This is a genomic window from Chitinophaga silvisoli (assembly GCF_003412465.1).
GTDB lineage: Bacteria > Bacteroidota > Bacteroidia > Chitinophagales > Chitinophagaceae > Chitinophaga > Chitinophaga silvisoli.
Genome location: NZ_QTJV01000007.1, coordinates 223,264 through 245,451, shown reverse-complemented (window position 1 = coordinate 245,451; position 22,188 = coordinate 223,264). Strand labels below are relative to the sequence as shown.

Below are 22,188 nucleotides of genomic sequence, written 5' to 3'. Positions count from 1 at the left end.
TTTTCAGGAATATCAGTTTTAGCGGCTACGGCTCTGGCGTATTCTGCTGTCTTACCATCCCGCCAAACAAACCACCAAATCCTAACCTCACTCCCATTCTCGTTGCATCCTTACTCTGGTATCCTGCGATTACATCAACGCGCAATACCTTGAAAATATTCTCCAAACCGGCAAAAACTTCTACATAATTATTATCCCGGTTCACATAGAATGCATTCGAACCTGCTACAAGATTCCATTTTAGCCTGTTGAACAAAGGAATTTTATTAGTCAGCAATCCGTTGAAATGGTGCTCCACATTTGCCGTTGTATAGAAGGATGCCGTCGTTGAATACCTATAGTAAGGTGCCAGCTGGAAACTATTCAGGTAATTGATATTGTAGAACGTCTGATTTCCGTTGAAGTGCTGAAAATCAGGAAGATCTACATGTTTATCATTCAGGAATCCACCCACTCTCACCCTGTACATAAACTCTCCGAACAATTTCAGGTTCATATTATCTTTCACCTGGAACTGCCATTTGTCAAAATCCGCATCACTGCCCGCCAGTCCATGAATCCCCTTGGTATACGTCAGCCCGAAAATGGGATACTTTGACCCAAATGCAATCTTCCTGTCCGGCAGCTCAATAAACTTCTGTCCTGGCTGGAACGAAAAACCAACTTCCGCCACCAATGCCTGGTTCCGGGCAAATGGAATGTCGGCCAGCTCATATGGATGGTTGGGTAAAAATTCCTTCCTGCTGTTCTTAAAGATTACAAAATCCGTTGTGTTTTCCAGTGGCATACGATCCTCATACCGTACGCCCAACCTGAGGAATGAATTATTCTCAAACCGGCGGGTGAACTGCAGGGTTGTAAAATAGTTCTCGTACAACTTCATATAGTTCTCCTTCAGGAACAGCGTATAAAACTCGTTTTCCAGGGCAGAAATCGGGTTATCGTGGTTGAACTGACTCACCCTCTTTCCCCCGCCCAGTAACCAGGAATTCTGACCGATGCTATTCCGGATCCTGCTTTCCTGCGTCCATTGCAGGTACGTCCAGGCATTCAGGTGCGTATTGCTGAATCCATACCGGATATGTGGCATAATCCTCAGTTCCTGTGAGCGGGCCAGGCTCAGTTTTAATTCAGGTTCCACACTTAGTACCAGCCCTTCTACAGTGTTGTATGCAATTTTCTTAAGCAGCCCATTCATGGACAGCTGGTGTGAATAAATTCCGGTATCCCGTTGGAAATAATAGTGATGCTTTGGTCCCGACCAGAAGAAGTCGGTAATTTTGACAGGTTTCTGGTGCGCACGCAGGGTATCCAGGGTGCGGGATGACCTGGCGCTGTCTCTTTCCGCCTGGGCTGTACTGTCTTTCACACGAAAATCCTTCACTTCTTCCTTCTCTAATGGTACCGGACGGATGCTATCCCAGTAAGCCAGCAGCTTTTTATCGAAAGCGGTGTCATACCGCATAATAATATTGTCAAAGTGCTTTTTCTGAAAGTTGGGGTGCAGATCATAATTGGAATATACATTTACGAAGTTGCCTACCATATCAAAACCCAGTTGTTTGATGCTCATGGTGATCACCTGGTCTTTGGTGCGCCATACTTCGTTATTCACCGGTACATGGATCTGCCTGATCCGCAGGGTGTCCATAATCTCCAGCTGGTATTCCTGTGTGAGCATCAGGTCTGCACTATGAATGCGCCAGTCATCGTCGGTAATAAAGATGGTACCGGAAAATAAGGGTTCAAATTTCCTGCGGGGAATGACTTTGATCTTGTTCACAATTTTACCATCATCCTGGAAGGTACCTTCCAGCTGGTATTTATAATAAAGCAAAGCGTTTTCTGCGATAGGAGAAATATAGCCTCTCTTGTTGAACTGGGTAATGACAGCCGTTACATTGTTGTCGTAGAAGTCGATGAAGGCCGGGAAACTAAATCCAAATCCACCCCCACTCTGGCGTGCAGAGAGCACTTCGACCTTTACTTTGTCCGGCTCCTGGAAGTCTACACGTGTCATGGATTCGGAGAGGAATACCACTCCCTGGCCATTAGAGTCCAGGCCCATGTCTTTCTTATTAATTTTCTGGAAGAAGACCTGTTCCGGCACGTTTCTCAGTTTGAACATGCCTTTGATATAATCATTACAGGTATACTCACTCACCTGGTGACGATAGAAATTGCGCTTTTTGATAGCCGCCCGAATGATTGCGTAGGCAGGATCCTCACCGCCGGATTTAACGACGATCTCTTTGATCTGCATACTTACCGGTTGCAGGACAAAGTCGATGGTCTGGTCGCTATTGGAAATGGTGATCTGTTTTTCCAGTTTACGATACCCCATGTACTGGCACACCAGTGTATAGGTGCCCGCAGGGATCTCCAGCTGATACTGGCCGCCGGCATTGCTGGTTGTTCCGGTGGTAGTACCTTTTATGAAGATGGTTGCGTAAGGAAGCGGGGTGTGTTGTTCATTGGTGATGTGCCCTTTGATAATGGCAGCCTGTGAAAGGTTAAATAAGAAGCAAAATAATACGGTCAGTACGTTTTTGGGCATAATCAATGTTGTGTAAGGAGATCACTGAAAAGTTCAAATCTCTTTTATGAAAGAAAATCGCTTTTACTAACAGCAAAAGCGATTTTCAACAGCATATTTTTAATAAAAAGGTGTCTATAATTTTTTGTTGTATCTCAGGTAACTACCTGACAGGCTTCCCAGGCCAGCAACCAGTCCTCCGATAAACGCACTTACTACGCCAATCAGTATAGGACTTTTTACTTTCAGTATTAATTCACTCATCCTGTTCGCCAGGATATGATCATTGCGTATGTCCGCCACGAAAGCCAGTGACAGCCAAAGCAGGAACACCGCAATAAAGCCATTCATAAAACTACGAAATGGCGGCAAAGGGATCACCACAGCTACTATAAAAGCTGCAATTGCCACTGTCCACCATGGTAAGAATAAGCCACCCAGATAACTGAGTATAACGATCAGGATAAAACGAGGGAATGACTTCATAACGGAAAGATAACGAAAAAAAGGTCTTATATAATGGTAACACTTTTCAATTTAAATATAATATCAGAAGCCCCCCTTGAATTTGGTTGAAATAATTATAAGCTCCCAATGATTATCGTAAGAACCCTTCAATCGGATTATACTTCTAAGAAGCCCCCGGTCCGGCTACAATTGCAGGAACCCTTCGATCTGTTTTTTTATCCTGGTATAAGTCTCCGGCTGAATCACCTGCGAGTTTGGAACAATCAGCTGATTCCAGCTATAGTTCTCCTTGTAATCCCAGGCACTCTGACCATTGGAGCCGAAGATTTCCAGTCTGAAGCCGCGTGATTTGTCCATATCACTCGTCAGCTTGTACCAGTCCGGACCACCTTCTTTCTTTGCCTTATCAGCACCTTTCCCAAAAGTCACCTGTACGGCAATCACGTACTTTACCTTTAGCAGGATGCACAAACCTGTCTTGTCCAGGTAATACGGCTGATCGGGTTCAATACCGGCATCGGCAAAGAGTTTGTTTGTCCTGGAAGCGGGTTGCAGAGTATCGCCACCCGCATAAATGGAATTGTAGAGAGCTTCCTGTAAAAAGACACCAATCTTCTTACTATATTCTTGCATTTCGGGTGTAACTTCTCCCGCTGGCACACCAAAATTGATGGAGAAGGGCAGGATAGCTACACCGCGCTGCGCAAAGGCAGCTACCGTAGCCATCAGGAACAGGCATAGGAATAATAAGCGACGCATAGGATTAAATAAAATAGGTAAAGGAAATAAAAAAAGGGCTGAACAAAATCGTACTTTTTGTTCAGCCCTTCAAATATGCAAAATTATTTACTTATTTCCAACGCCTGATTTATATCATCGATAATATCCTGTGCATTTTCCAGTCCCACAGAGATCCGGATCATGCCCGGCGTAATACCAACTTTCAGTCTTTCCTCATTACTCAACTTAGCATGAGTAGTACTTGCAGGGTGTGATGCAATACTGCGGCTGTCGCCCAGGTTGGCTGTCAGGGTCAGCATCTTCAGGGCATCCAGGAAACGGGTTCCCTGTTCCAGTCCGCCTTTCAGTTCAAAGCAGACGATCCCGCCACCAGCAGTCATTTGTGCCTTTGCGATTTCATGCTGCGGATGGCTGGCGAGCATGGGGTATTTCACCCATTGCAGCAAGGGATTTCCTTCCAGGGCTTTGGCCAGTGCCAGCGCACTTTCGCAATGCCTTGCCATACGGATATGTAATGTTTCGAGACTCTTGCTCAGTACCCATGCATTGAATGGAGAAATTGCAGGACCAGTACTGCGGCAGAATGTATGAATTTCTTTTATCAGGTCTTTTCTACCTACTACTACCCCACCCAGTACACGTCCCTGGCCATCCATCCACTTGGTAGCGGAGTGAGTGACGATGTGCGCGCCAAGTGTGATAGGCTTCTGCAATACAGGAGAGGCAAAACAGTTGTCAACGTTTAAGATGACACCATGCTTGTCGCAGATCTTTGCCAGCAGGCTGATATCAACTACTTCCAGACCTGGGTTTGAAGGCGTTTCTACAAACATCATTTTGGTGTTTGGTTTGATCAGCGCTTCTACAGTTTCTGGTTTGTTGATATCAAAATAAGTATACTCAATACCCCATTTAGGGAGGAATTTGGTAATAACTGTATGGGTAGAACCAAAGATAGAGCTGGCGGATAGCAGGTGATCGCCTGCATTCATCAGGGCCATAAAGCTCGCAAAAATAGCGCTCATACCGGATGCGGTGGCATAACCGTCTTCAGCCTGTTCCAGGCTGCATACTTTACGTACGAATTCATCTACATTGGGATTACTGAAACGGCTGTATATATTATTATCCGTTTCATCTGCAAAGGTAGCCCGCATCTCCTCTGCACTGTCGTAGGTAAAACTGGATGTGAGGAAGAGTGGTGTAGAGTGCTCCATCTGCCAGGTCTTCTCCGTCTGTATCCTGACTGCATTCGTTTCCGGCCGGTATTGATCTTTCTCCATTACTTATGTTAGTTAGTTTTTAGTAAACCCCATTATTTTTTAAATATTTGACGAAGTCAATTATCTATTTGACTCAATCAACCATTTACCCTGGTTTCCCATGTCAGCTTGCCTCCTGCCCTACGCAGTGTCTCCGCCACGGAACAATATTTAGTCATAGACAGTTCAACTGCCCTCGCTGCTTTGTCAGCATCCAGATTTTCACCGGAAAGATGAAAAATGATATGAACATTCTCCCAAATGGATGGTTCTTTACCCTTCTCACGCTCTCCATCTATTTCAATTCTAAAATCACTCAGTTCCTGGCGTTGCTTCTTCAGAATCATAGCCACATCTATCGCAGAGCAGCCACCGAGTCCCATCAGCAACATCTGCATAGGTCTTACACCATTATTCTTTCCGCCATTCTCGATGGAAGAGTCCATTGAAACTTTATGTCCCTGCTCGTCTACAGCTTCCATGTTGAACGCGTCGTCGATTCTCTGTAATGAAATCTTCATATTAGATGTTGTTTATCCTACAAATATAAGTAATGCAGAAGGATTTTTTAAGAAGTCATAATTTGGTAAAAAGCCGGCAAGCTCAGATTATTTTGCCACCAAATAATTTAAATGGAGATGCATTTTCCACGTTTTGCGGCCCTGATAAATTAGATGATTTCCAAATTTCTTCCCATTTTCTTGACTTATACCCGTCATATGTTATATTTGCGCAAATTTTTCCGGGGTTTTGACGGTACAGATCTATCATAATAAGCACACATTTACACTGGAGTCCGGGGTCGTGTTACCGGAGCTGCAAATCGCCTATCACACATACGGTACGCTGAATCACAGCAAATCAAATGTGATCTGGATCTGCCATGCCCTTACTGCCAATTCGGATGTAGCCGACTGGTGGAAAGGCCTCATAGGCCCGGGCAGGGCCATTGATCCTGCCCGCCACTTCATTGTATGTGCAAACATCTTGGGCTCCTGCTACGGCAGTTCAGGCCCGCTTTCCATCAATCCTGCTACCGGGAAGCCTTATTACTCCTCTTTTCCACAAATCACCGTGAGGGATATGGTGCAGGCTCATACCCTGCTGCGCGAACACCTGGGTATTGAAGAAATTCAGCTGCTCATGGGCGGCTCTATGGGGGGCTATCAGTCCCTGGAATGGACCCTGCTGGAACCTGCCCGCATCCGTCAGCTGGCATTGCTCAGCACAGGTGCCTCAGAAAGCGCATGGGGAATAGCCATACATACCGCTCAGCGCCTGGCTATTGAAGCGGATAGCACCTGGAGGGATCATACGCCAAATGCCGGCGCAAATGGCTTAAAAGCCGCCAGAGCCATCGGCATGCTCACTTATCGTAATTACCAGACTTTCGTTCGCACCCAATCCGACCCGGACAATGACAAAACGGACGATTTCAAAGCTGCTTCTTATATCAACTACCAGGGCGATAAACTGGTAAGAAGGTTCAATGCACAGGCCTACTGGCGACTCACCAAAGCGATGGATAGTCACAACATCGCCCGCGGCAGACGCACAGATCAGGCAGCTACCCTGGCCCTTATCAAACAACCTACCCTGATCGTGGGCATCACCAGCGATGTGCTGTGCCCGCCGGAAGAACAACACTTCCTCGCTAAGCACATCCCCGACGCTACCTACCACGAAATCGATTCTTCGTATGGCCATGATGGTTTCCTGATAGAAGTCGATAAGATCGATTCCCTGCTGAACGACTGGCTGGCTTAATTCAACAGCAAACAAACATTAAAATAAGATAGGCCCCCTGCAAAGCAATGAGCGTTTGCAGGGGGCTTTATTTATCATTAACCGAATGAAAATACGCAGTATTAGCCTGTTTGAAGCCTTGATAATTAAAGTGTTTCCCCCGGTTTCACCATGTGATCAATGCGTTAAAATCTAATTAAAAAGGTCTTAAAATTCCTTAAGACCCTTTAAACTGTTATAGCCCCAGTCTATATTTGTACCAGATTTAGCATGACAAAGGTATTTTCTTACATATTACTCTTCCTACATATTGCGACTACTATGTTTATCCCGGTCGCGGATGAGAAGGATATATTCGATGCCCGCGGCAGACAAATCAATGATGTCAACACCATTTTCGATTTCGTCAATCATGTAGTACTGGGCCACACAGCTGTCACCCAGCAGGACGAAGACGATGACCAGGCACATTACTTCACCGGAAGCAACAGCGTGTCTTATTACATCGCCAATCCTGAACAAATCACCTGCAGCAGGCAGGAACCCTCTACCAATGATCTGGCTGTGGCGTACCCGTTTCTTGCTGTACAAAAACCACTTGCCATCGCCTACGAAATTCTCACTCCTCCCCCGGAAGCCTGACTTTTACGCGATAAGTCATGAACTATTATCAGCTATAAATGGTTGATAAGAGAGCTCGTGTACATACAGGTCTTTCACTTTAATAGTATTAAATTCAAATCAGATGTATAGTCGGGATTCTAAAACAAAGCGCCCTCCCCGGATTGTAGCCAGTTGTATCATCATGTTGTTATTCGCATTCAAAGTATCTGCACAGGATACCGTGCATATAAGTCTGCAGGATGCCGAAAAACAATTCCTGGAGAAAAACCTGGACCTGCTGGCAGAGAAATACAATATCTCTATCGCCCGCGCCCAGATCATTCAGGCCAGATTGTACAACAACCCCAACCTCCAGATGAGTGGGAACCTGTACAACCCAGACCGGAAGCAATTCTTTGATCTCAGTAATCAACATGGTCAGTACGAAATCGGTATTACCCAGCTCATTTCCCTGGCAGGTAAAAGAAACAAACAGATAAAACTGGCGCAAACAACCGCAGCTATGTCTGAAAATGCATTCTTTGATCTGCTCAGAACCCTGCGCTACTCCCTCCGTAGTAATTTCTTCCAGGCTTATTACCTGCAGAATTCTATGAGAGCCTACGCAGACCAGATCAGCTCCCTCGAAAAGATGGATGCCACCTACAAGGACCTCCAGTCCAAAGGTCTCGTAACCCTCAAAGATGCTGTGCGCCTGCGCTCCCTGCTCTATAGCCTGAAGGCAGACCGTACCGCCGCCGAAAACCAGGTAAGTGATATCGAATCAGAACTGCAAATCCTGCTGGCCAATAATCATGCTTACTATATTATAGACCTGCCTGAAAATGCTGCCGCCAACCTGCCTGCTATCCGGAATATCAGCCTGGCAAGCCTGGTAGACACCGCCTACGCTAACCGACAGGATCTGCTGATGGCGCAGAACAATCTGCTCTATAACCAGCAAAACCTAAAACTGCAGAAAGCCATGGCCGTACCCGACCTGAACCTGGGCGCAGACTTCGATAAACGTGGCAGCTTCGTTAACAATGCCAGCTTCCTCACCGTTGGTATCGACCTCCCCTTCTTCAACAGGAACCAGGGCAATATCAAAGCTGCTACCTACAGCATAGATCAGACAAAACTGCAGGTAACACAGCAAACACAAAAAGTGGAAAACGAAGTGCAGACCGCTTACCTCAAAGCATTGAATACCGATAAAATGCTGGAATCTGTAGACCCTGATTTCCGCGGACAGTTCGAACAACTGCTGAAATCAGTGACTGACAACTTCCTGAAGAAGAACCTTAGTCTGCTGGAGCTGACAGACTTCTACGATTCTTATAAAGAAAATATGCTGCAACTAAACCAATTGCAAAACGATAGAATGCAGGCTATCGAAACACTCAATTTTGCTGTGGGTAAAACTTTGTTCAATAATTAATCACAACCTTAGTATAGTCATGAAACCTTTCGTTATATATCTCTTTCCTGTTGCACTTGGATGTATGCTCACGGCATGCGGTGGTCACACGCCCGAAGTAGCCAAAGATGAAAACGCACTGTCTGATAGCCTCGTGAAAAATGTTCAGACCGCACCTGCTACTTTCGAGAATCCTTCGGAAACCATCAAACTGAATGGTAAAATCGTTCCGGACGAAACCAAAGAAGCCAAAGTATACGCCCTGGTAAGTGGTAAAATCAAATCCGTGAATGTTGAACTGGGCGATTATGTAAAACAGGGCCAGCTGCTCGCTGTATTGCAAAGTACTGAAGTAGCCGGCATCAGCAACGATGTATCTGTCGCTGAATCGAATGTCGCCCTGGCTAAGAAGAATGTAGAGACCCAAAAATCCCTCTTCGAAGGCAACCTCGCCACCCAACAGGATTACCTGGCTGCACAGATCGAAGAAAAGAAAGCAGAATCTGAACTGAACCGTGCCCGCTCCGTAGCCAGCATCACCGGCGGCAGCAGCGCTGCTTATACCCTGAAAGCACCCATCAGCGGTTATATAATTGAGAAAAATATTTCCAACAATTCAGAAGTTCGCCAGGACAACAACGCGAACCTCTTCACTGTTGCCGACCTCAATACTGTGTGGATCATTGCAAATGTATACGAAGCAGATATTCCTGCTATCAAACTGGGCGATGAAGTACGTGTCACTACCCTCGCCAGCCCTGAAAAAGACTACATCGGTAAGATCGACAAGGTTTATAACGTACTGGACCCCACGAACCGTACCATGCAGGTGCGGATCAGCATGCAGAATGCCAGCGGGGAACTGAAACCAGAGATGTTTGCCACTGTAAAAGTAAATACCAAACCTGCCGCTACCAGCATGCTGAGCATCCCTGCCAGTGCAGTCGTGATGGACAACAGCAAGCAATATGTAGTGGTAAAAACTGCTAAAGGGCTTGAAATCCGCGAGATCAAAGTGATCCGTCGTATCGACAACAGGGCGTTTATCTCCGGCCTGCAGGTCAATGACCAGGTGGTGACCAGCTCACAGGTATTTATTTATGATGCCCTTAATACAAAATAATCCATGCAGAAAGTCATAAAAAAGATAATTGCTTTTTCGTTAAAGAATAAGCTGTTCATAGGTTTTGCGACCATTGTCCTCATCGTATGGGGTGTGATCGCATTCAAAAATATTCCCATTGAGGCCTTTCCGGATGTAACCAATACACAGATTACAATCATTACCCAATGGCCCGGCAGAAGTGCGGAAGAAGTAGAAAAATTCGTCACTGTACCGGTGGAAATAGCCATGAACCCTGTACAGAAAAAAGAATCCGTTCGTTCTACAACTGTATTCGGCCTGTCAGTTGTGAAGGTAATCTTCGAAGACGGCGTGGACGATGCATTTGCCCGTCAACAGGTGAACAACCTGCTGCGCGATGTAGAACTGCCGGATGGTGCAGATCCTGATGTACAGCCACCTACCGGCCCTACCGGTGAGATCTTCCGTTATACACTGGAGAGCAAAACCAAAACGGTACGTGAACTCAAAACCCTGCAGGACTGGGTGATCGAACGCCGCCTGCTGAATGTACCCGGTGTAGGCGATGTGGTGAGTTTTGGGGGTGAAGTAAAGACCTACGAAATTGCAGTAAATCCACAGAAACTGGCTTCCTATGATATCACGCCGCTGGATGTATCGAACGCAATTTCGAAAAGTAATATCAACGTAGGTGGCGATGTGATCGTAGACAACTCACAGGCTTATGTGGTACGCGGTATCGGTTTGCTGAACAATGCAGAAGAAATCGGTAATATCATCGTAGACAATATCAATGGTACCCCTATCCTGGTGAAGGACATTGGAACTGTTTCCATCTCTGCCCTGCCCCGCTTAGGCCAGGTAGGTCGCGACAAACAGAACGATGTGGTGGAAGGGATCATCGTAATGCGTAAGGGTGAAAACCCCAGTGAGGTCATCAAACGCGTACAGGACAGGATCACTTACCTGAACGAAAAAGTGCTGCCACAGGATGTAAAGATCAATACCTTCTACAACCGTAGTGACCTGATCGAATTTGCTACCCACACCGTACTGCACAATATGCTGGAGGGTATCATCTTCGTAACGGTGATCGTATTCCTCTTCATGGCCGACTGGCGTACTACCGTGATCGTAGCCATCGTGATCCCGCTTGCACTGCTCTTTGCATTTATCTGTCTCACGCTCAAAGGCATGTCTGCGAACCTGCTGTCGATGGGGGCGATTGACTTCGGTATCATCATTGACGGTGCCGTCGTGATGGTGGAAGGGATCTTCGTGCTGCTCGACCAGAAGGCTCACCAGATGGGGATGGAGCGCTTCAATAAATTATCCAAGCTGGGGATCATCAAGAATACCGGTGGTGAACTGGGTAAGGCGATCTTCTTCTCCAAACTGATCATCATCGCGGGGCTGCTCCCTATCTTCTCTTTCCAGAAGGTAGAAGGTAAAATGTTCTCCCCCCTTGCATGGACACTGGGTTTTGCGCTCCTGGGTGCGCTGATCCTGACCCTGACACTGATCCCATTACTCAGTAGCCTGCTCCTGCGTAAGAACGTTAAGGAAAAGCACAACGTATTCGTGGAGTTCATCACCAATGGTGTCATGAAAATGTTTTCCTGGACCTACAGGAACAAACGCCTGTCATTGCTGGTAGCCTTGGGGCTGGTAGTAGTCGGGCTGTTCAACTTCAAATTCCTGGGGAGTGAGTTCCTGCCCGAGCTGGATGAAGGTGCGATCTATATCCGTGCTACCTGCCCGCTCAGCGTATCGCTGGAAGAATCCAAGGCAATTGCCAACAAAATGCGCCGCATCATCCTGTCTTATCCCGAGGTAAAACAGGTCATGTCGCAGACAGGTCGTCCGAACGACGGTACGGATGCAACAGGGTTCTATAACATCGAATTTCACGTTGATATCTACCCGAAGAAACAGTGGAAGAGCGGTATCACCAAAGAAGAGCTGATTGACCGGATGCAGGATAAATTGTCTGTCTATCCTGGTATCAACCTGAACTTCTCCCAACCGATCATGGATAACGTAGAGGAAGCGGTATCCGGGGTGAAAGGTTCACTCTGCGTGAAGATCTATGGTGATAGCCTGGTGTATACCGAAGGCAAGGCTAACCAGGTATACGATATCATGAAGAACATCCCCGGTGTAACAGACCTGGGTGTGATCAAGAACATCGGTCAGCCGGAACTGGATATAGAACTGGATGAAAACAAAATGGCACTGTATGGTGTGACCACTGCCGATGCGAACGCGATTATTGAAATGGCGATTGGGGGTAAAGCAATCACCCAGATCTATGAAGGTGAGCGTAAATTCCAGCTGCGCCTGCGTTATGATGAGCAATATCGTAACAATGCGGAAGCGATCAGTGACCTGATGGTACCTACCCTGCGTGGTGCAAAAGTGCCTATCAAAAACATTGCAACGATCAGGACACTGACGGGGCCAAGCATCATATTCCGGGATGATAACAGGAGGTATACAGCTGTGAAGTTCTCCGTACGTGGTCGTGACATGGGTAGTGTGATTGCAGAAGCGCAATCGAAAGTAAACAAGCAGGTAAAACTGGATAAAGGTTATGAAATGCAGTGGGCAGGTGACTTTGAAAACCAGCAGCGTGCCACCAAACGCCTGACACAGGTAGTACCTATCAGTCTGATGATCATCTTCCTGATCCTGTTTGTGATGTTTGGCAATGTGAAGGATGCGGGCCTGGTATTGATCAACGTACCGTTTGCGATCATCGGAGGTATTGCTGCCCTGCTGATCAGCGGTACAAACTTCAGTATCTCCGCAGGTATCGGCTTCATTGCACTGTTTGGGATCTGTATCCAGAACGGGGTGATCCTGATATCGGTATTTAAGAATAATATGGCGAAGGTGAAGAAGCTCGACTTTAATCATCATACCCTGGAAATTTCCATCAGGGACGGGGTACGCGAAAGGGTACGCCCGGTGGTGATGACGGCGCTGATGGCGGCAATAGGATTGCTACCTGCGGCATTGTCGAAAGGGATTGGTTCTGAAACTTCCAAGCCACTGGCGATAGTGGTGATCGGAGGTTTGATTACCGCGACCGTATTGACGCTGCTGGTATTCCCGTTATTCTTCTACCTGGGGTACCGCAAGGTAGGCCAGAAGATGGATTAAGTTTCAAATTATATAAAGAAGGTGTCTCATTGAGGCATCTTCTTTTTTTATGTGGGGAATCAATTTCATTGCTACATTCAAACCGGTGCTGTTTATTCCAGTTTTACTTCCCTCGTTGATTCATTCCCGGGTAAATCCACTGCCGTCGCTATTACCCATCCACCAGCGGGCAAATTCACCGCTTTATAATACCAATCCACACCATTCCGGCCTAAAACAGCCTTCCCATTTTCCAGGATAACACCTGCCGGATCGACTACTTTTATCGCTACTTCTGCTACCCTGAATTCATCTTTCGCGGTCACTACTACAGTGGTATCTTCAAATTTCAGTTTTTGGATCTCAGGAGAGTTAAAAGCATCCTTCACAGCCATATTATAAGCATTCTGACCCGGACCTGCTTTGGACTGGTAGTAAGCCTTTATTTCAGGGTCTTTCAGGATCGACTTCGCATACGCAGCTGCTTCCATCATTCTAAACCGGGCTTCTTTTTGCTTTTGAGTGGGCTTCCTGTTTGACCGCTTACGTTTTTTGGCAATAATGATCCGGCCGTTTCTTTCGTAAATCGTGAATTGCCCACCGATGGTGCCCCGGACGTGCTGAAAGAGAATATTGTCTTTAATAATGGCCATAACAAACATTTTTAGATGATAAGATTAATATACCTATTAGTGGTGAATCCCAATACAGCTTTAACACTAATTGAGTACTAATACGTAACATTATCTTCATTAGAAGGGCACTTCAATATCCAATCGATATACAAGTGCCCTTTTAGTGAACTTATGATGATCTATTGGAGTTAATTTGGTATAAAAGCTTCACACCCCAAATTCCCACTTTTGCGGTAGCCCACTTTTTGTTTTTATTAACATTTATTACTTATATTCAATTAAAATTATACACCCCTTCAATCGAAATCGCAAAATCGCCACTATATGAAGAACTGCTTTGTAAAAGCCAGTCTGTGCTGTATGCTGCTATTATCCATTTTCACAGTAGCACAAGCCCAGCAAAAAACCATTACCGGCACTGTAACCAATAAGAGCACGGGGGATCCGTTACCTGGGGTAACCGTTAGCTTGAAAGGTACCTTGTCGGGGACTATCACTGACGCCAGCGGCCATTATAAATTAAACACCACCCGATCGTTGCCGCTGACACTTATTTTCTCATCTGTAGGTTTTAAAAGCGAACAGGTACAGGTCTCGAACGAACAAAGTAATAATATACAGCTCAGCTCCACCGAAATCCTGGGAGAAGAAGTGGTGGTAGCCGCCAGCCGTGTATCAGAATCGATTCTCAATTCTCCTGTGTCTATTGAAAAACTCAATGCGACGGCCATCAGGGAAACACCTACCCCCAATTTTTACGATGCACTCCCCTCCCTGAAAGGCGTAGAAACCAGTATGCAAAGCCTTACCTTCCGTACCGTGACCACCCGTGGTTTCAATACCAATGGAAACACCCGCTTCAACCAGCTGGTAGATGGTATGGACAACCAGGCACCCGGTCTCAACTTCTCTGTAGGCAACATTTTAGGTCTTTCCGAACTGGATGTGGCATCTGTAGAATTATTGCCCGGTGCATCTTCCGCCTTGTATGGTGCCGGTGGTATGAACGGTACATTGCTCATGACCAGCAAAAGTCCGTTTGAATACCAGGGGCTGAGCCTTCGCCTACAAAGCGGTGTCAATCACATCAACAAATCACAACAACCCTATGTAGGGTTTATTCCCGACCTGGCAGCCCGTTATGCAAAGGCATTCGGCCGCTTCGCATTCAAACTGAATGTGAGCTACCTGCAGGCAGACGACTGGCAGGCACTGGATTCTACCAACTATGACCGTTTGAATGGTAAAACAAAAGCGGGCTTCTCACACTCCTCAGATCCTAATTACGATGGGATCAATGTATATGGCGATGAAATCACCACTACTTATGGTGCCAGCGCCGGTTACCTGAACGGCGTGGCAGTGTCCCGTACCGGTTACCGGGAAAAGGACCTGGTAGACTATGGCACCAAAAGCTTAAAGCTAAGCGGTGCTTTCCACTATAAATTCACGGACAACCTGGAAGGTATTATCCAGGGTAACTGGGGACGCGGTACAACCGTTTACACCGGATCTGACCGCTACTCTCTCCGCAATTTCAATATGGGGCAGTATAAGGTAGAACTCAGGGGCAAACGCTTCTACCTCCGCGCTTACACTACCCAGGAACGTTCCGGTGAAGCTTACAATGCAACTGCCTTAGGTACGATCCTCAATGAATCTTATAATCCAAGTGCTACCTACGATGCCAATGGCAATGTAACCGGTGGCTGGTTTGCAGAATATGCCACCGTATACAACCAGGCAAGATTGGGTGTATTCCAGGGGGCACCAGGCGTGAAGACAGATGCTGAAGCACATGCCATCGCCCGTGGATATGCTGACAGGAACCGGCTCTTACCTGGATCTGATGCCTTCAATACCGCTAAGAAAGCCATTACCTCCCGTTATATCGGTTTTGGTGCAGATCGTAATGGTGCGAAATTCAATGATAAAACCAACCTGTATCATTACGAAGGATTCTATGATTTCACGGATCATGTGAAAGTGTTCGACCTACAGGCTGGTGCCAGTTTCCGACATTATGCACTCAACTCTGACGGAACTATCTTTGATGATGCAAATGGCCGTATCGGGATCAATGAATATGGTGGTTTTGTACAGGTGGGTAAGAAACTGGTGAATGACAGGATTAAGCTGACAGGTTCTGTACGTTATGATAAGAACGAAAACTTTGACGGCCGCTTTACACCCCGTATCTCCGGTGTGTTTACAGTAGCACCACAGCATAATATCCGTCTTTCTTTCCAGACAGCTTATCGTAATCCTACCAACCAGGATCAGTATATTGACTTGCCGATCCGCTCCAATACAAGGCTGATTGGTGGATTGCCCGCAATGATCTCCAAGTATGACCTGTATAACACAAAAGGGTATACGCAAGCCAGCGTACAACAGTATGCGGCTACCGGCGATCCTTCCAAACTGGAAGCCTACACTTTTGGGAAGTTCAGACCTGAAAGCGTAAGTTCTTATGAAGTAGGTTATAAGGGTCTGATCGATAACCGCCTGATGATCGATGCTTATTACTATTACAGCAAGTATACCAACTTCCTCTCCTACCTGGTACTGATTCAGCCTACACAGCCGCTGGCTTCAGATCCAGCCTTCAGCAGGGCTAATATTTTTGCTACTTATGTAAACAATCCTGCCGATGTGGTGACGCAGGGTGGTGCATTGGGACTGGATTACCTGATTGGCAAATGGACGCTTACAGGTAATGTATCTTACAATGATATCACGAAGGATTCCAAGACCCTGACCAATGCATTTAACACGCCGAAGTATCGTTTTAACCTGGGATTGTCTAACAGGAATGTGTACAAAAATTTTGGATTTAATGTGATGTATCGCTGGCAGGATGCCTTTGTGTGGAACTCAAGTTTTGTACAGGGTGACGTAGCTGCATATTCAACGCTGGATGCGCAGGTAAGTTATAGAATACCGAAGGTAAAAGCCACCATTAAAGTAGGTGGTTCTAATATTACCAATCATTATTACCAGACTTCTTTGGGTAACCCAATGGCAGGTGGCATTTATTATGTATCACTGCTGTTTGAAGATCTGTTGAAATAAATAAATAAAAGAAGGCGCGGCATCAACCGCGCCTTTCTTTATATCGGGAATGTATATTCCTCTCCTCTTTCTTCTACTGTCGTATTATACCGGCTCTCCCACAAAGGACGATGCAACTGGGTCTCCTCATATTTCTTCAACTCGTCTTTCAATTGCTGCAACTCCTTCGGATGTGATGCTGACAAGTCATTTTTCTCCTCCCTGTCCTTACCCAGGTCAAATAACCATTCTTTTTTGTCATGCTCATTTATTACTAATTTCCAGTTGCCACTGCGATATGCTTTTGAAAATCCACTTCTCCAATAAAACTTCTCATGTGGGTGTTTAGTCAAAGTTCCTTTCTGTAAATAAGGTAACAGGTTCACACCATCATAAGTCCTGTCTGCAGGCAGGGTAGCATTGGACAAAGCCGCAGCAGTCGCAAAAATATCCAGGGAAGAGATCTCCTGTGCGGAAGTCACGCCGCTGGCAATATGGCCCGGATAGCGCACATAAAATGGCACGGATAAACCACCTTCGAAATGAGTACATTTCCCACCACGCAAAGGATAATTATCTGTGGCACGGGTATAGCTGGCACCACCATTATCACTGGTGAAGAAAATGATAGTATTGTCTTCCAGACCTGCGGCCTTTACCTGTTGCAAGACTTGTCCTACAGCATCATCCAGGGCTTCGATCATCCCGTAGTAAATACGTTTCAGGGAATCTTTTTCAGTGCTTACTTTGTTATAGTAAGCCTTAGGTACCTGGAAAGGATCATGCGGAGCATTGAAGGTGAGGTACAGGAAGAAAGGTCCGTCTTTGTGCTGCCGGATGAACTGTGTCGCTTTATTGGCAAGTGAGAAGGTCAGGTAAGAGGTATCTTTGACCACCTCCCGCCCTTCGCGGATGGAAGTAGCTCCTTTGCGGGGTGTCCAGGCAATTTTATCAGTCAGCGCCCAGGGTGCACGGATGCCCACATATTTGCTGGTATCCAGTTCCCCCTCTGTATAAGGCGATAAACCAGCCTGGAAATAATAGCTGTAATCAAATCCTTTCTGATCCGGATAGAAGCCATCGCCAGTACCCAGGTGCCATTTTCCGACGATACCGGTAGCGTAACCCTTGTCGTGCAGTAATTGCGCCAGGGTGATTTCAGAAGCAGGCAATCCATTTTGGGTAGCACCGCTGGTTTCGGGCATGAATTCATAGCCGAATCGTACCTGGCTCCGGCCAGTGATCAATCCCGCACGGGAGGGGGAACAGATCGGCGCAGCGGAATAAGCGGTGGTAAAACGTATACCACTCTTACCTAAACCATCAATGTTGGGCGTGCGTACTTTGGCATTGCCATAGGCTTGTAAATCGCTATAACCTAAATCGTCTGCAAGGATGACGATCACATTTGGCGGACGTTTTGCAGCCGGTTTGGGGCCTGTAAAGCTGCTTAAGACAGCAGCTCCCAGTATAAGAGGTAGAAGAAATGTTCTTTTCATATTGAATAGTCTACTGATTAAGTAGACAAATATAAAAAGAGAAAGCTTAACGAAGCTTAAAAATTTTAAATACTAAGGGAGCAGCCCCCTTTAAATAGGCGATGCCCTGGGACCAACCGGCCCAGGGCATCTTTTGTTGTAACCCTCATCGGCCATTACAGCCGTGAAGCATCTTTTATACGTTAAAACGGAAGTGCATAACGTCGCCATCCGCCACTATATATTCTTTACCTTCTATTCTCAGGCGGCCATTATCTCTCGCAGCACTCTCAGAGCCATACTTCACAAAATCATCATAAGCTATCACCTCCGCCTTGATAAAGCCTTTTTCGAAATCCGTATGGATTACACTTGCTGCCTGCGGCGCTTTCCAGCCTTTATGGATGGTCCAGGCCCTTACTTCCTGTACACCCGCTGTAAAGTAGGTGATCAGTTCCAGCAGGTTGTAAGCAGAACGAATTAGGCGGTTCAGGCCTGGTTCAGTGAGGTTATATTCGGAGAGGAACAGTTCCTTGTCAGCCGGATCTTCCATTTCAGAGATCTGTGCTTCAATAGTATTATTCATCACGATCACCTGCGCGCCTTCTGCCTTTACACCTTCCTGCAACGCCTGTGAATATTTATTACCGGTGTGCATGCTGGCCTCGTCTACGTTAGCTACATACAGTACTGGTTTTTCTGTCAGCAGGAACAGGTCTGCAATGGCAGTACGGTCTTCCTTGCTCAGTCCCAGTTCACGGATATTTTTACCTTTTTCCAGGTGTTCCTGGCATTGTTTCAGAATTTCAAATTCTTTCTTTGCTTTCGGATCACCACCGGTTTTCGCCATCTTCTCAGTACGGGCGATCTTCTTTTCCACGCTCTCCAGGTCTTTCAGCTGCAGCTCGGTATCGATGATTTCCTTGTCGCTGATAGGATTGATCGCACCTTCTTCACGGAGGATGTTGTCATCTTCGAAGCAACGAATTACGTGTACAATAGCGTCTACCTCACGGATATTGGCGAGGAACTTGTTTCCCAGACCTTCACCTTTACTGGCACCTTTTACCAGGCCGGCGATGTCTACGAATTCGATAGTAGTTGGAACGATCCTGTTTGGATTTACCAGTTCAGCCAGCTTGCTCAGCCTCACATCCGGTACATCCACCAGGCCTACGTTAGGTTCAATAGTACAAAAACGGTAGTTGCTAGCCTGCGCCTTTGCGCTGTTGCTCACCGCATTAAACAATGTCGATTTTCCCACATTCGGTAATCCAACAATTCCTGCTTGTAACGCCATTTTTTAAAAAATTTGCGCGAAGATAGTACTTTTTTAACTTAATCAATAAGTTTTGCCGTCCGGCCGCTTCTGGCCGGGAAAAAGGTTTGATCGCATCCTGCATTTTTTGCGCTCATGTATCTAAATGTTGTTTTACCCCACAAAAGGTGCTGGCTTGCAGCCGGCTGAAAAATTTATTACATTTACCGGATTACTTATATAACCAATCTAAATTCATGGCTTTAAACTACGTTTGGCTGGCTTTTTTCCTGATTTCTTTCGTCGTGGCACTCTTAAAACTGATCGTTTTGGGAGATACCGCTGTGTTCTCTACCGTAATGACTGGCATGTTCGACAGCGCCAAAACCGGGGCGGAGATCTCCCTGGGCCTGGCCGGAATCATGACCTTCTGGCTGGGAATGATGAAAGTAGGAGAAAAAGCGGGGATGATTGAAGTCTTTGCCAAAGCAGTAACTCCTTTCTTTTCCAAACTGTTTCCGTCCATTCCAAAGGGCAACCCGGCCATGGGGTCTATGCTCATGAACTTCAGTGCCAATGCACTCGGACTGGACAATGCCGCCACTCCCCTGGGCCTGAAAGCCATGAAGCAGCTGCAGGAGATCAATAAAAAGGAAGATACCGCCAGCGATGCCCAGATTATGTTCCTGGTATTGAATACCGCGGGCATCACCCTCATTCCCACATCGGTGATCGCTATACGCCTGGCCCAGCATGCCGCCAACCCGGCCGATATCTTTATTCCGACCCTCATAGGTACACTCATTTCTTTTATATCGGGTATGATTGCCGTTGCCATCTACCAGCGGTTGAACCTCTTCAAATTGCCGGTATTGATCTTCCTGGGCATTTTCGGTGCACTGCTGGCCGTACTGTATTACGCCATGCATAACCTGCCTGCTGAAAAATTAGCAACTTATACAGCCTTGACAGGCGGCCTGGTGATCTTTTCTATCATCGTATCCTTCCTTACCCTGGGACTGATCAAAAAAGTGAATGTCTACGATGTGTTTATTGAAGGGGCTAAAGAAGGTTTCCAGACTTCCGTAATGATCATTCCTTATTTGGTTGCCATGCTGGTTGGTATCAGCGCCTTCCGCAGTACCGGTTGCCTGGACTATGTAACCGGCGGTATTGGTGCCGTGGTATCCTGGCTGGGACTGAATACTGACTTCGTACCGGTTCTGCCTGTTGGTATCATGAAGACCTTCAGCGGGGGCGCGGCACGGGGCCTCATGGTAGACACGATTGTGCACTATGGTGTCGATTCTTTCCAGGGTAAACTGGCCAGCGTCATCCAGGGCTCTACAGAAACTACCTTTTATATCTTAGCCGTATACTTCGGATCTGTAAATATCAAGAATACCAGGTACGCCCTTACCTGTGGGCTGATTGCGGATGTGGTAGGCCTCATAGGCGCTATCATTGTCGGTTATATTTTCTTCTGGCATAAATAAACCTTATTTATTATCTTACCGGCACCACCACTTACGAAAAAACCTTATGCATGCTTACTAAGAAAATCCACGAAGACTGGATCGCCGTCATTATTGCGTTCCTGACAATTGCTGTTATTACTACTGGTCTCAAACCCTTCTATGGAACAGATGTTCTTACCAAAACAGTTTCGGGTTTTATCTGGGTAGCTGTCAGCCTGTTCATTGCAAAAGTACTGAGCCGCAGTACGGCAGATTATTTAAAACTGTTGCCCGCTTTACTGGTGGTGGTCTTAATTACCCTGGTCGCACAGATTGCAGCGAATACTTCCGTCATGAAAGCATATGGTATCGAAGTAGTACTTTTCAGTCTTATAATCGGGCTGCTCATCAGCAATACGATTGGTGTACCCGCCTGGTTAAAACCTGCTATCCAGACAGAACTCTATATCAAAATTGGCCTGGTGCTCTTAGGTTCAACCGTCTTGTTCCAGGATATCGTCAAGGCTGGTGCACTCGGTATTATTCAATCTGTAGCGGTGGTCTTTACCGTATGGTATTTCAGCTTCTGGTTGTGTAAGAAATTAGGACTGGACGATGAATTCAGGATGATGATCTCAAGTGCCGTTTCCATCTGTGGGGTATCTGCGGCTATTGCTACCGCGGGCGCTATAGAAGGGGATAATAAGAAACTCTCGCATGTCATTTCACTGGTATTGATCGTGGCGATTCCCATGATGCTGTTCATGCCTTACATCGCAAAGTGGGCAGGGATGTCTCCGGCAGTTGCAGGTGCATGGCTGGGAGGTACTATAGATACTTCCGGTGCAGTGGTGGCAGCAGGAACGACGCTGGGCGAAGAAGCGCTGAAATATGCAACACTGGTGAAGTTCTCACAGAATGTATTATTGGGATTAGCTGCTTTCTTTATCTCTTTATACTGGTCTTATTCCAAAAAAGAGGCTAATTATGAAAAGCCTACACCGAAAACAATCTGGGAGCGGTTTCCTAAGTTTGTATTAGGGTTTATTATTGCTTCCCACTTCTTTTCATTTGCGCTGAGTCCTGAGTTTGTGACCAGCATCAAAGGAAGCATCAAGGAAATACAAACTTACTGGTTTGCACTGGCCTTTACCTGCATAGGACTGGAAACAAAGTTCACTGACATTTTTAGTATGGAAAGAGGCCGGCCGGCAATGGCATTTATCATTGCCCAGGTGTTTAATATCTTCTTTACACTGGGGATCTCCTACCTCGTGTTTGGTTAAAATCCGGAGCCTGCTG

The 22,188-nt window shown here is 46.4% G+C and carries 16 protein-coding genes; 8 read left to right on the top strand and 8 right to left on the bottom strand.

All coding sequences use genetic code 11. The features are described from left to right. Positions 1-25: 25 nt before the first annotated feature. The 5 genes from DXN04_RS19775 to DXN04_RS19755 all read right to left on the bottom strand — a co-directional run bounded on the left by DXN04_RS19775 (position 26) and on the right by DXN04_RS19755 (position 5,528). Complete coding sequence (locus DXN04_RS19775) at positions 26-2,557, bottom strand: DUF5686 and carboxypeptidase regulatory-like domain-containing protein (protein WP_116855122.1); 2,532 nt, start codon at positions 2,555-2,557, stop codon at positions 26-28. A gap of 114 nt (positions 2,558-2,671) precedes the next feature. Next, a complete protein-coding gene (locus tag DXN04_RS19770; protein WP_116855121.1) occupies positions 2,672-3,022 on the bottom strand; it encodes a hypothetical protein in 351 nt (116 codons plus the stop codon). A gap of 165 nt (positions 3,023-3,187) precedes the next feature. Continuing rightward, on the bottom strand, positions 3,188-3,763 hold the full coding sequence (locus DXN04_RS19765; protein ID WP_116855120.1) for a hypothetical protein: 576 nt from the start codon (positions 3,761-3,763) through the stop codon (positions 3,188-3,190). A gap of 83 nt (positions 3,764-3,846) precedes the next feature. Beyond that, positions 3,847-5,028 (bottom strand): trans-sulfuration enzyme family protein, encoded by a 1,182-nt coding sequence (locus tag DXN04_RS19760; protein ID WP_116855119.1) that lies wholly within the window; start codon positions 5,026-5,028, stop codon positions 3,847-3,849. Positions 5,029-5,105: 77 nt separating this feature from the next. After that, complete coding sequence (locus tag DXN04_RS19755) at positions 5,106-5,528, bottom strand: OsmC family protein (RefSeq protein WP_116855118.1); 423 nt, start codon at positions 5,526-5,528, stop codon at positions 5,106-5,108. A 229-nt stretch (positions 5,529-5,757) separates the two neighbouring features. Between DXN04_RS19755 and metX the strand changes: the two genes are divergently transcribed. From metX to DXN04_RS19730, 5 genes are all read left to right on the top strand, one after another. Next, complete coding sequence (gene metX, locus DXN04_RS19750) at positions 5,758-6,774, top strand: homoserine O-acetyltransferase MetX (RefSeq protein WP_233525636.1); 1,017 nt, start codon at positions 5,758-5,760, stop codon at positions 6,772-6,774. A gap of 249 nt (positions 6,775-7,023) precedes the next feature. Then, a complete protein-coding gene (locus DXN04_RS19745; protein ID WP_116855116.1) occupies positions 7,024-7,395 on the top strand; it encodes a hypothetical protein in 372 nt (123 codons plus the stop codon). 103 nt (positions 7,396-7,498) lie between these two features. Beyond that, positions 7,499-8,797 carry a TolC family protein gene (locus tag DXN04_RS19740; RefSeq protein ID WP_116855115.1) on the top strand — a complete coding sequence of 433 codons (1,299 nt, stop codon included), beginning with the start codon at positions 7,499-7,501 and terminating at the stop codon, positions 8,795-8,797. A 19-nt stretch (positions 8,798-8,816) separates the two neighbouring features. Next, positions 8,817-9,899 (top strand): efflux RND transporter periplasmic adaptor subunit, encoded by a 1,083-nt coding sequence (locus DXN04_RS19735; protein ID WP_116855114.1) that lies wholly within the window; start codon positions 8,817-8,819, stop codon positions 9,897-9,899. Positions 9,900-9,902: 3 nt separating this feature from the next. Continuing rightward, complete coding sequence (locus DXN04_RS19730; RefSeq protein ID WP_116855113.1) at positions 9,903-13,025, top strand: efflux RND transporter permease subunit; 3,123 nt, start codon at positions 9,903-9,905, stop codon at positions 13,023-13,025. Between the two features lie 92 nt (positions 13,026-13,117). Here DXN04_RS19730 and DXN04_RS19725 read toward each other — a convergent pair whose 3' ends face one another. Further along, the gene (locus DXN04_RS19725) at positions 13,118-13,657 is read right to left on the bottom strand and encodes a hypothetical protein (protein WP_116855112.1); all 540 of its coding nucleotides are present in this window, start codon (positions 13,655-13,657) and stop codon (positions 13,118-13,120) included. A 306-nt stretch (positions 13,658-13,963) separates the two neighbouring features. Here DXN04_RS19725 and DXN04_RS19720 point away from each other — a divergent pair, with 306 nt between their 5' ends. Next, entirely contained in the window at positions 13,964-16,714 is a 2,751-nt protein-coding gene (locus DXN04_RS19720) for a TonB-dependent receptor (protein WP_116855111.1), read from the top strand. 38 nt (positions 16,715-16,752) lie between these two features. On the opposite strand, the gene DXN04_RS19715 is transcribed toward DXN04_RS19720, so the two are convergent. Together DXN04_RS19715 and ychF are read right to left on the bottom strand one after the other, a co-directional pair. Beyond that, positions 16,753-18,192 carry a sulfatase-like hydrolase/transferase gene (locus DXN04_RS19715; RefSeq protein WP_116855110.1) on the bottom strand — a complete coding sequence of 480 codons (1,440 nt, stop codon included), beginning with the start codon at positions 18,190-18,192 and terminating at the stop codon, positions 16,753-16,755. A 175-nt stretch (positions 18,193-18,367) separates the two neighbouring features. Beyond that, on the bottom strand, positions 18,368-19,471 hold the full coding sequence (gene ychF / locus DXN04_RS19710; RefSeq protein ID WP_116855109.1) for a redox-regulated ATPase YchF: 1,104 nt from the start codon (positions 19,469-19,471) through the stop codon (positions 18,368-18,370). Between the two features lie 215 nt (positions 19,472-19,686). On the opposite strand from ychF, the gene DXN04_RS19705 reads away from it, so the two are divergent. Together DXN04_RS19705 and DXN04_RS19700 are read left to right on the top strand one after the other, a co-directional pair. Then, positions 19,687-20,925 carry a nucleoside recognition domain-containing protein gene (locus DXN04_RS19705; RefSeq protein ID WP_116855108.1) on the top strand — a complete coding sequence of 413 codons (1,239 nt, stop codon included), beginning with the start codon at positions 19,687-19,689 and terminating at the stop codon, positions 20,923-20,925. A 50-nt stretch (positions 20,926-20,975) separates the two neighbouring features. Beyond that, positions 20,976-22,172: a YeiH family protein gene (locus tag DXN04_RS19700; protein ID WP_116855107.1), complete on the top strand. Its 1,197-nt coding sequence runs from the start codon at positions 20,976-20,978 to the stop codon at positions 22,170-22,172. Positions 22,173-22,188: the final 16 nt, after the last annotated feature.

What these genes read in the sequence shown, in the direction of transcription:
- DXN04_RS19775 (WP_116855122.1), bottom strand. Translation starts at nt 2,557, where the DNA reads ATGCCCAAAAACGTACTGACCGTATTATTTTGCTTCTTATTTAACCTT.
- DXN04_RS19770 (WP_116855121.1), bottom strand. Translation starts at nt 3,022, where the DNA reads ATGAAGTCATTCCCTCGTTTTATCCTGATCGTTATACTCAGTTATCTG.
- DXN04_RS19765 (WP_116855120.1), bottom strand. Translation starts at nt 3,763, where the DNA reads ATGCGTCGCTTATTATTCCTATGCCTGTTCCTGATGGCTACGGTAGCT.
- DXN04_RS19760 (WP_116855119.1), bottom strand. Translation starts at nt 5,028, where the DNA reads ATGGAGAAAGATCAATACCGGCCGGAAACGAATGCAGTCAGGATACAG.
- DXN04_RS19755 (WP_116855118.1), bottom strand. Translation starts at nt 5,528, where the DNA reads ATGAAGATTTCATTACAGAGAATCGACGACGCGTTCAACATGGAAGCT.
- DXN04_RS19745 (WP_116855116.1), top strand. Translation starts at nt 7,024, where the DNA reads ATGACAAAGGTATTTTCTTACATATTACTCTTCCTACATATTGCGACT.
- DXN04_RS19740 (WP_116855115.1), top strand. Translation starts at nt 7,499, where the DNA reads ATGTATAGTCGGGATTCTAAAACAAAGCGCCCTCCCCGGATTGTAGCC.
- DXN04_RS19735 (WP_116855114.1), top strand. Translation starts at nt 8,817, where the DNA reads ATGAAACCTTTCGTTATATATCTCTTTCCTGTTGCACTTGGATGTATG.
- DXN04_RS19730 (WP_116855113.1), top strand. Translation starts at nt 9,903, where the DNA reads ATGCAGAAAGTCATAAAAAAGATAATTGCTTTTTCGTTAAAGAATAAG.
- DXN04_RS19725 (WP_116855112.1), bottom strand. Translation starts at nt 13,657, where the DNA reads ATGGCCATTATTAAAGACAATATTCTCTTTCAGCACGTCCGGGGCACC.
- DXN04_RS19720 (WP_116855111.1), top strand. Translation starts at nt 13,964, where the DNA reads ATGAAGAACTGCTTTGTAAAAGCCAGTCTGTGCTGTATGCTGCTATTA.
- DXN04_RS19715 (WP_116855110.1), bottom strand. Translation starts at nt 18,192, where the DNA reads ATGAAAAGAACATTTCTTCTACCTCTTATACTGGGAGCTGCTGTCTTA.
- ychF (WP_116855109.1), bottom strand. Translation starts at nt 19,471, where the DNA reads ATGGCGTTACAAGCAGGAATTGTTGGATTACCGAATGTGGGAAAATCG.
- DXN04_RS19705 (WP_116855108.1), top strand. Translation starts at nt 19,687, where the DNA reads ATGGCTTTAAACTACGTTTGGCTGGCTTTTTTCCTGATTTCTTTCGTC.
- DXN04_RS19700 (WP_116855107.1), top strand. Translation starts at nt 20,976, where the DNA reads ATGCTTACTAAGAAAATCCACGAAGACTGGATCGCCGTCATTATTGCG.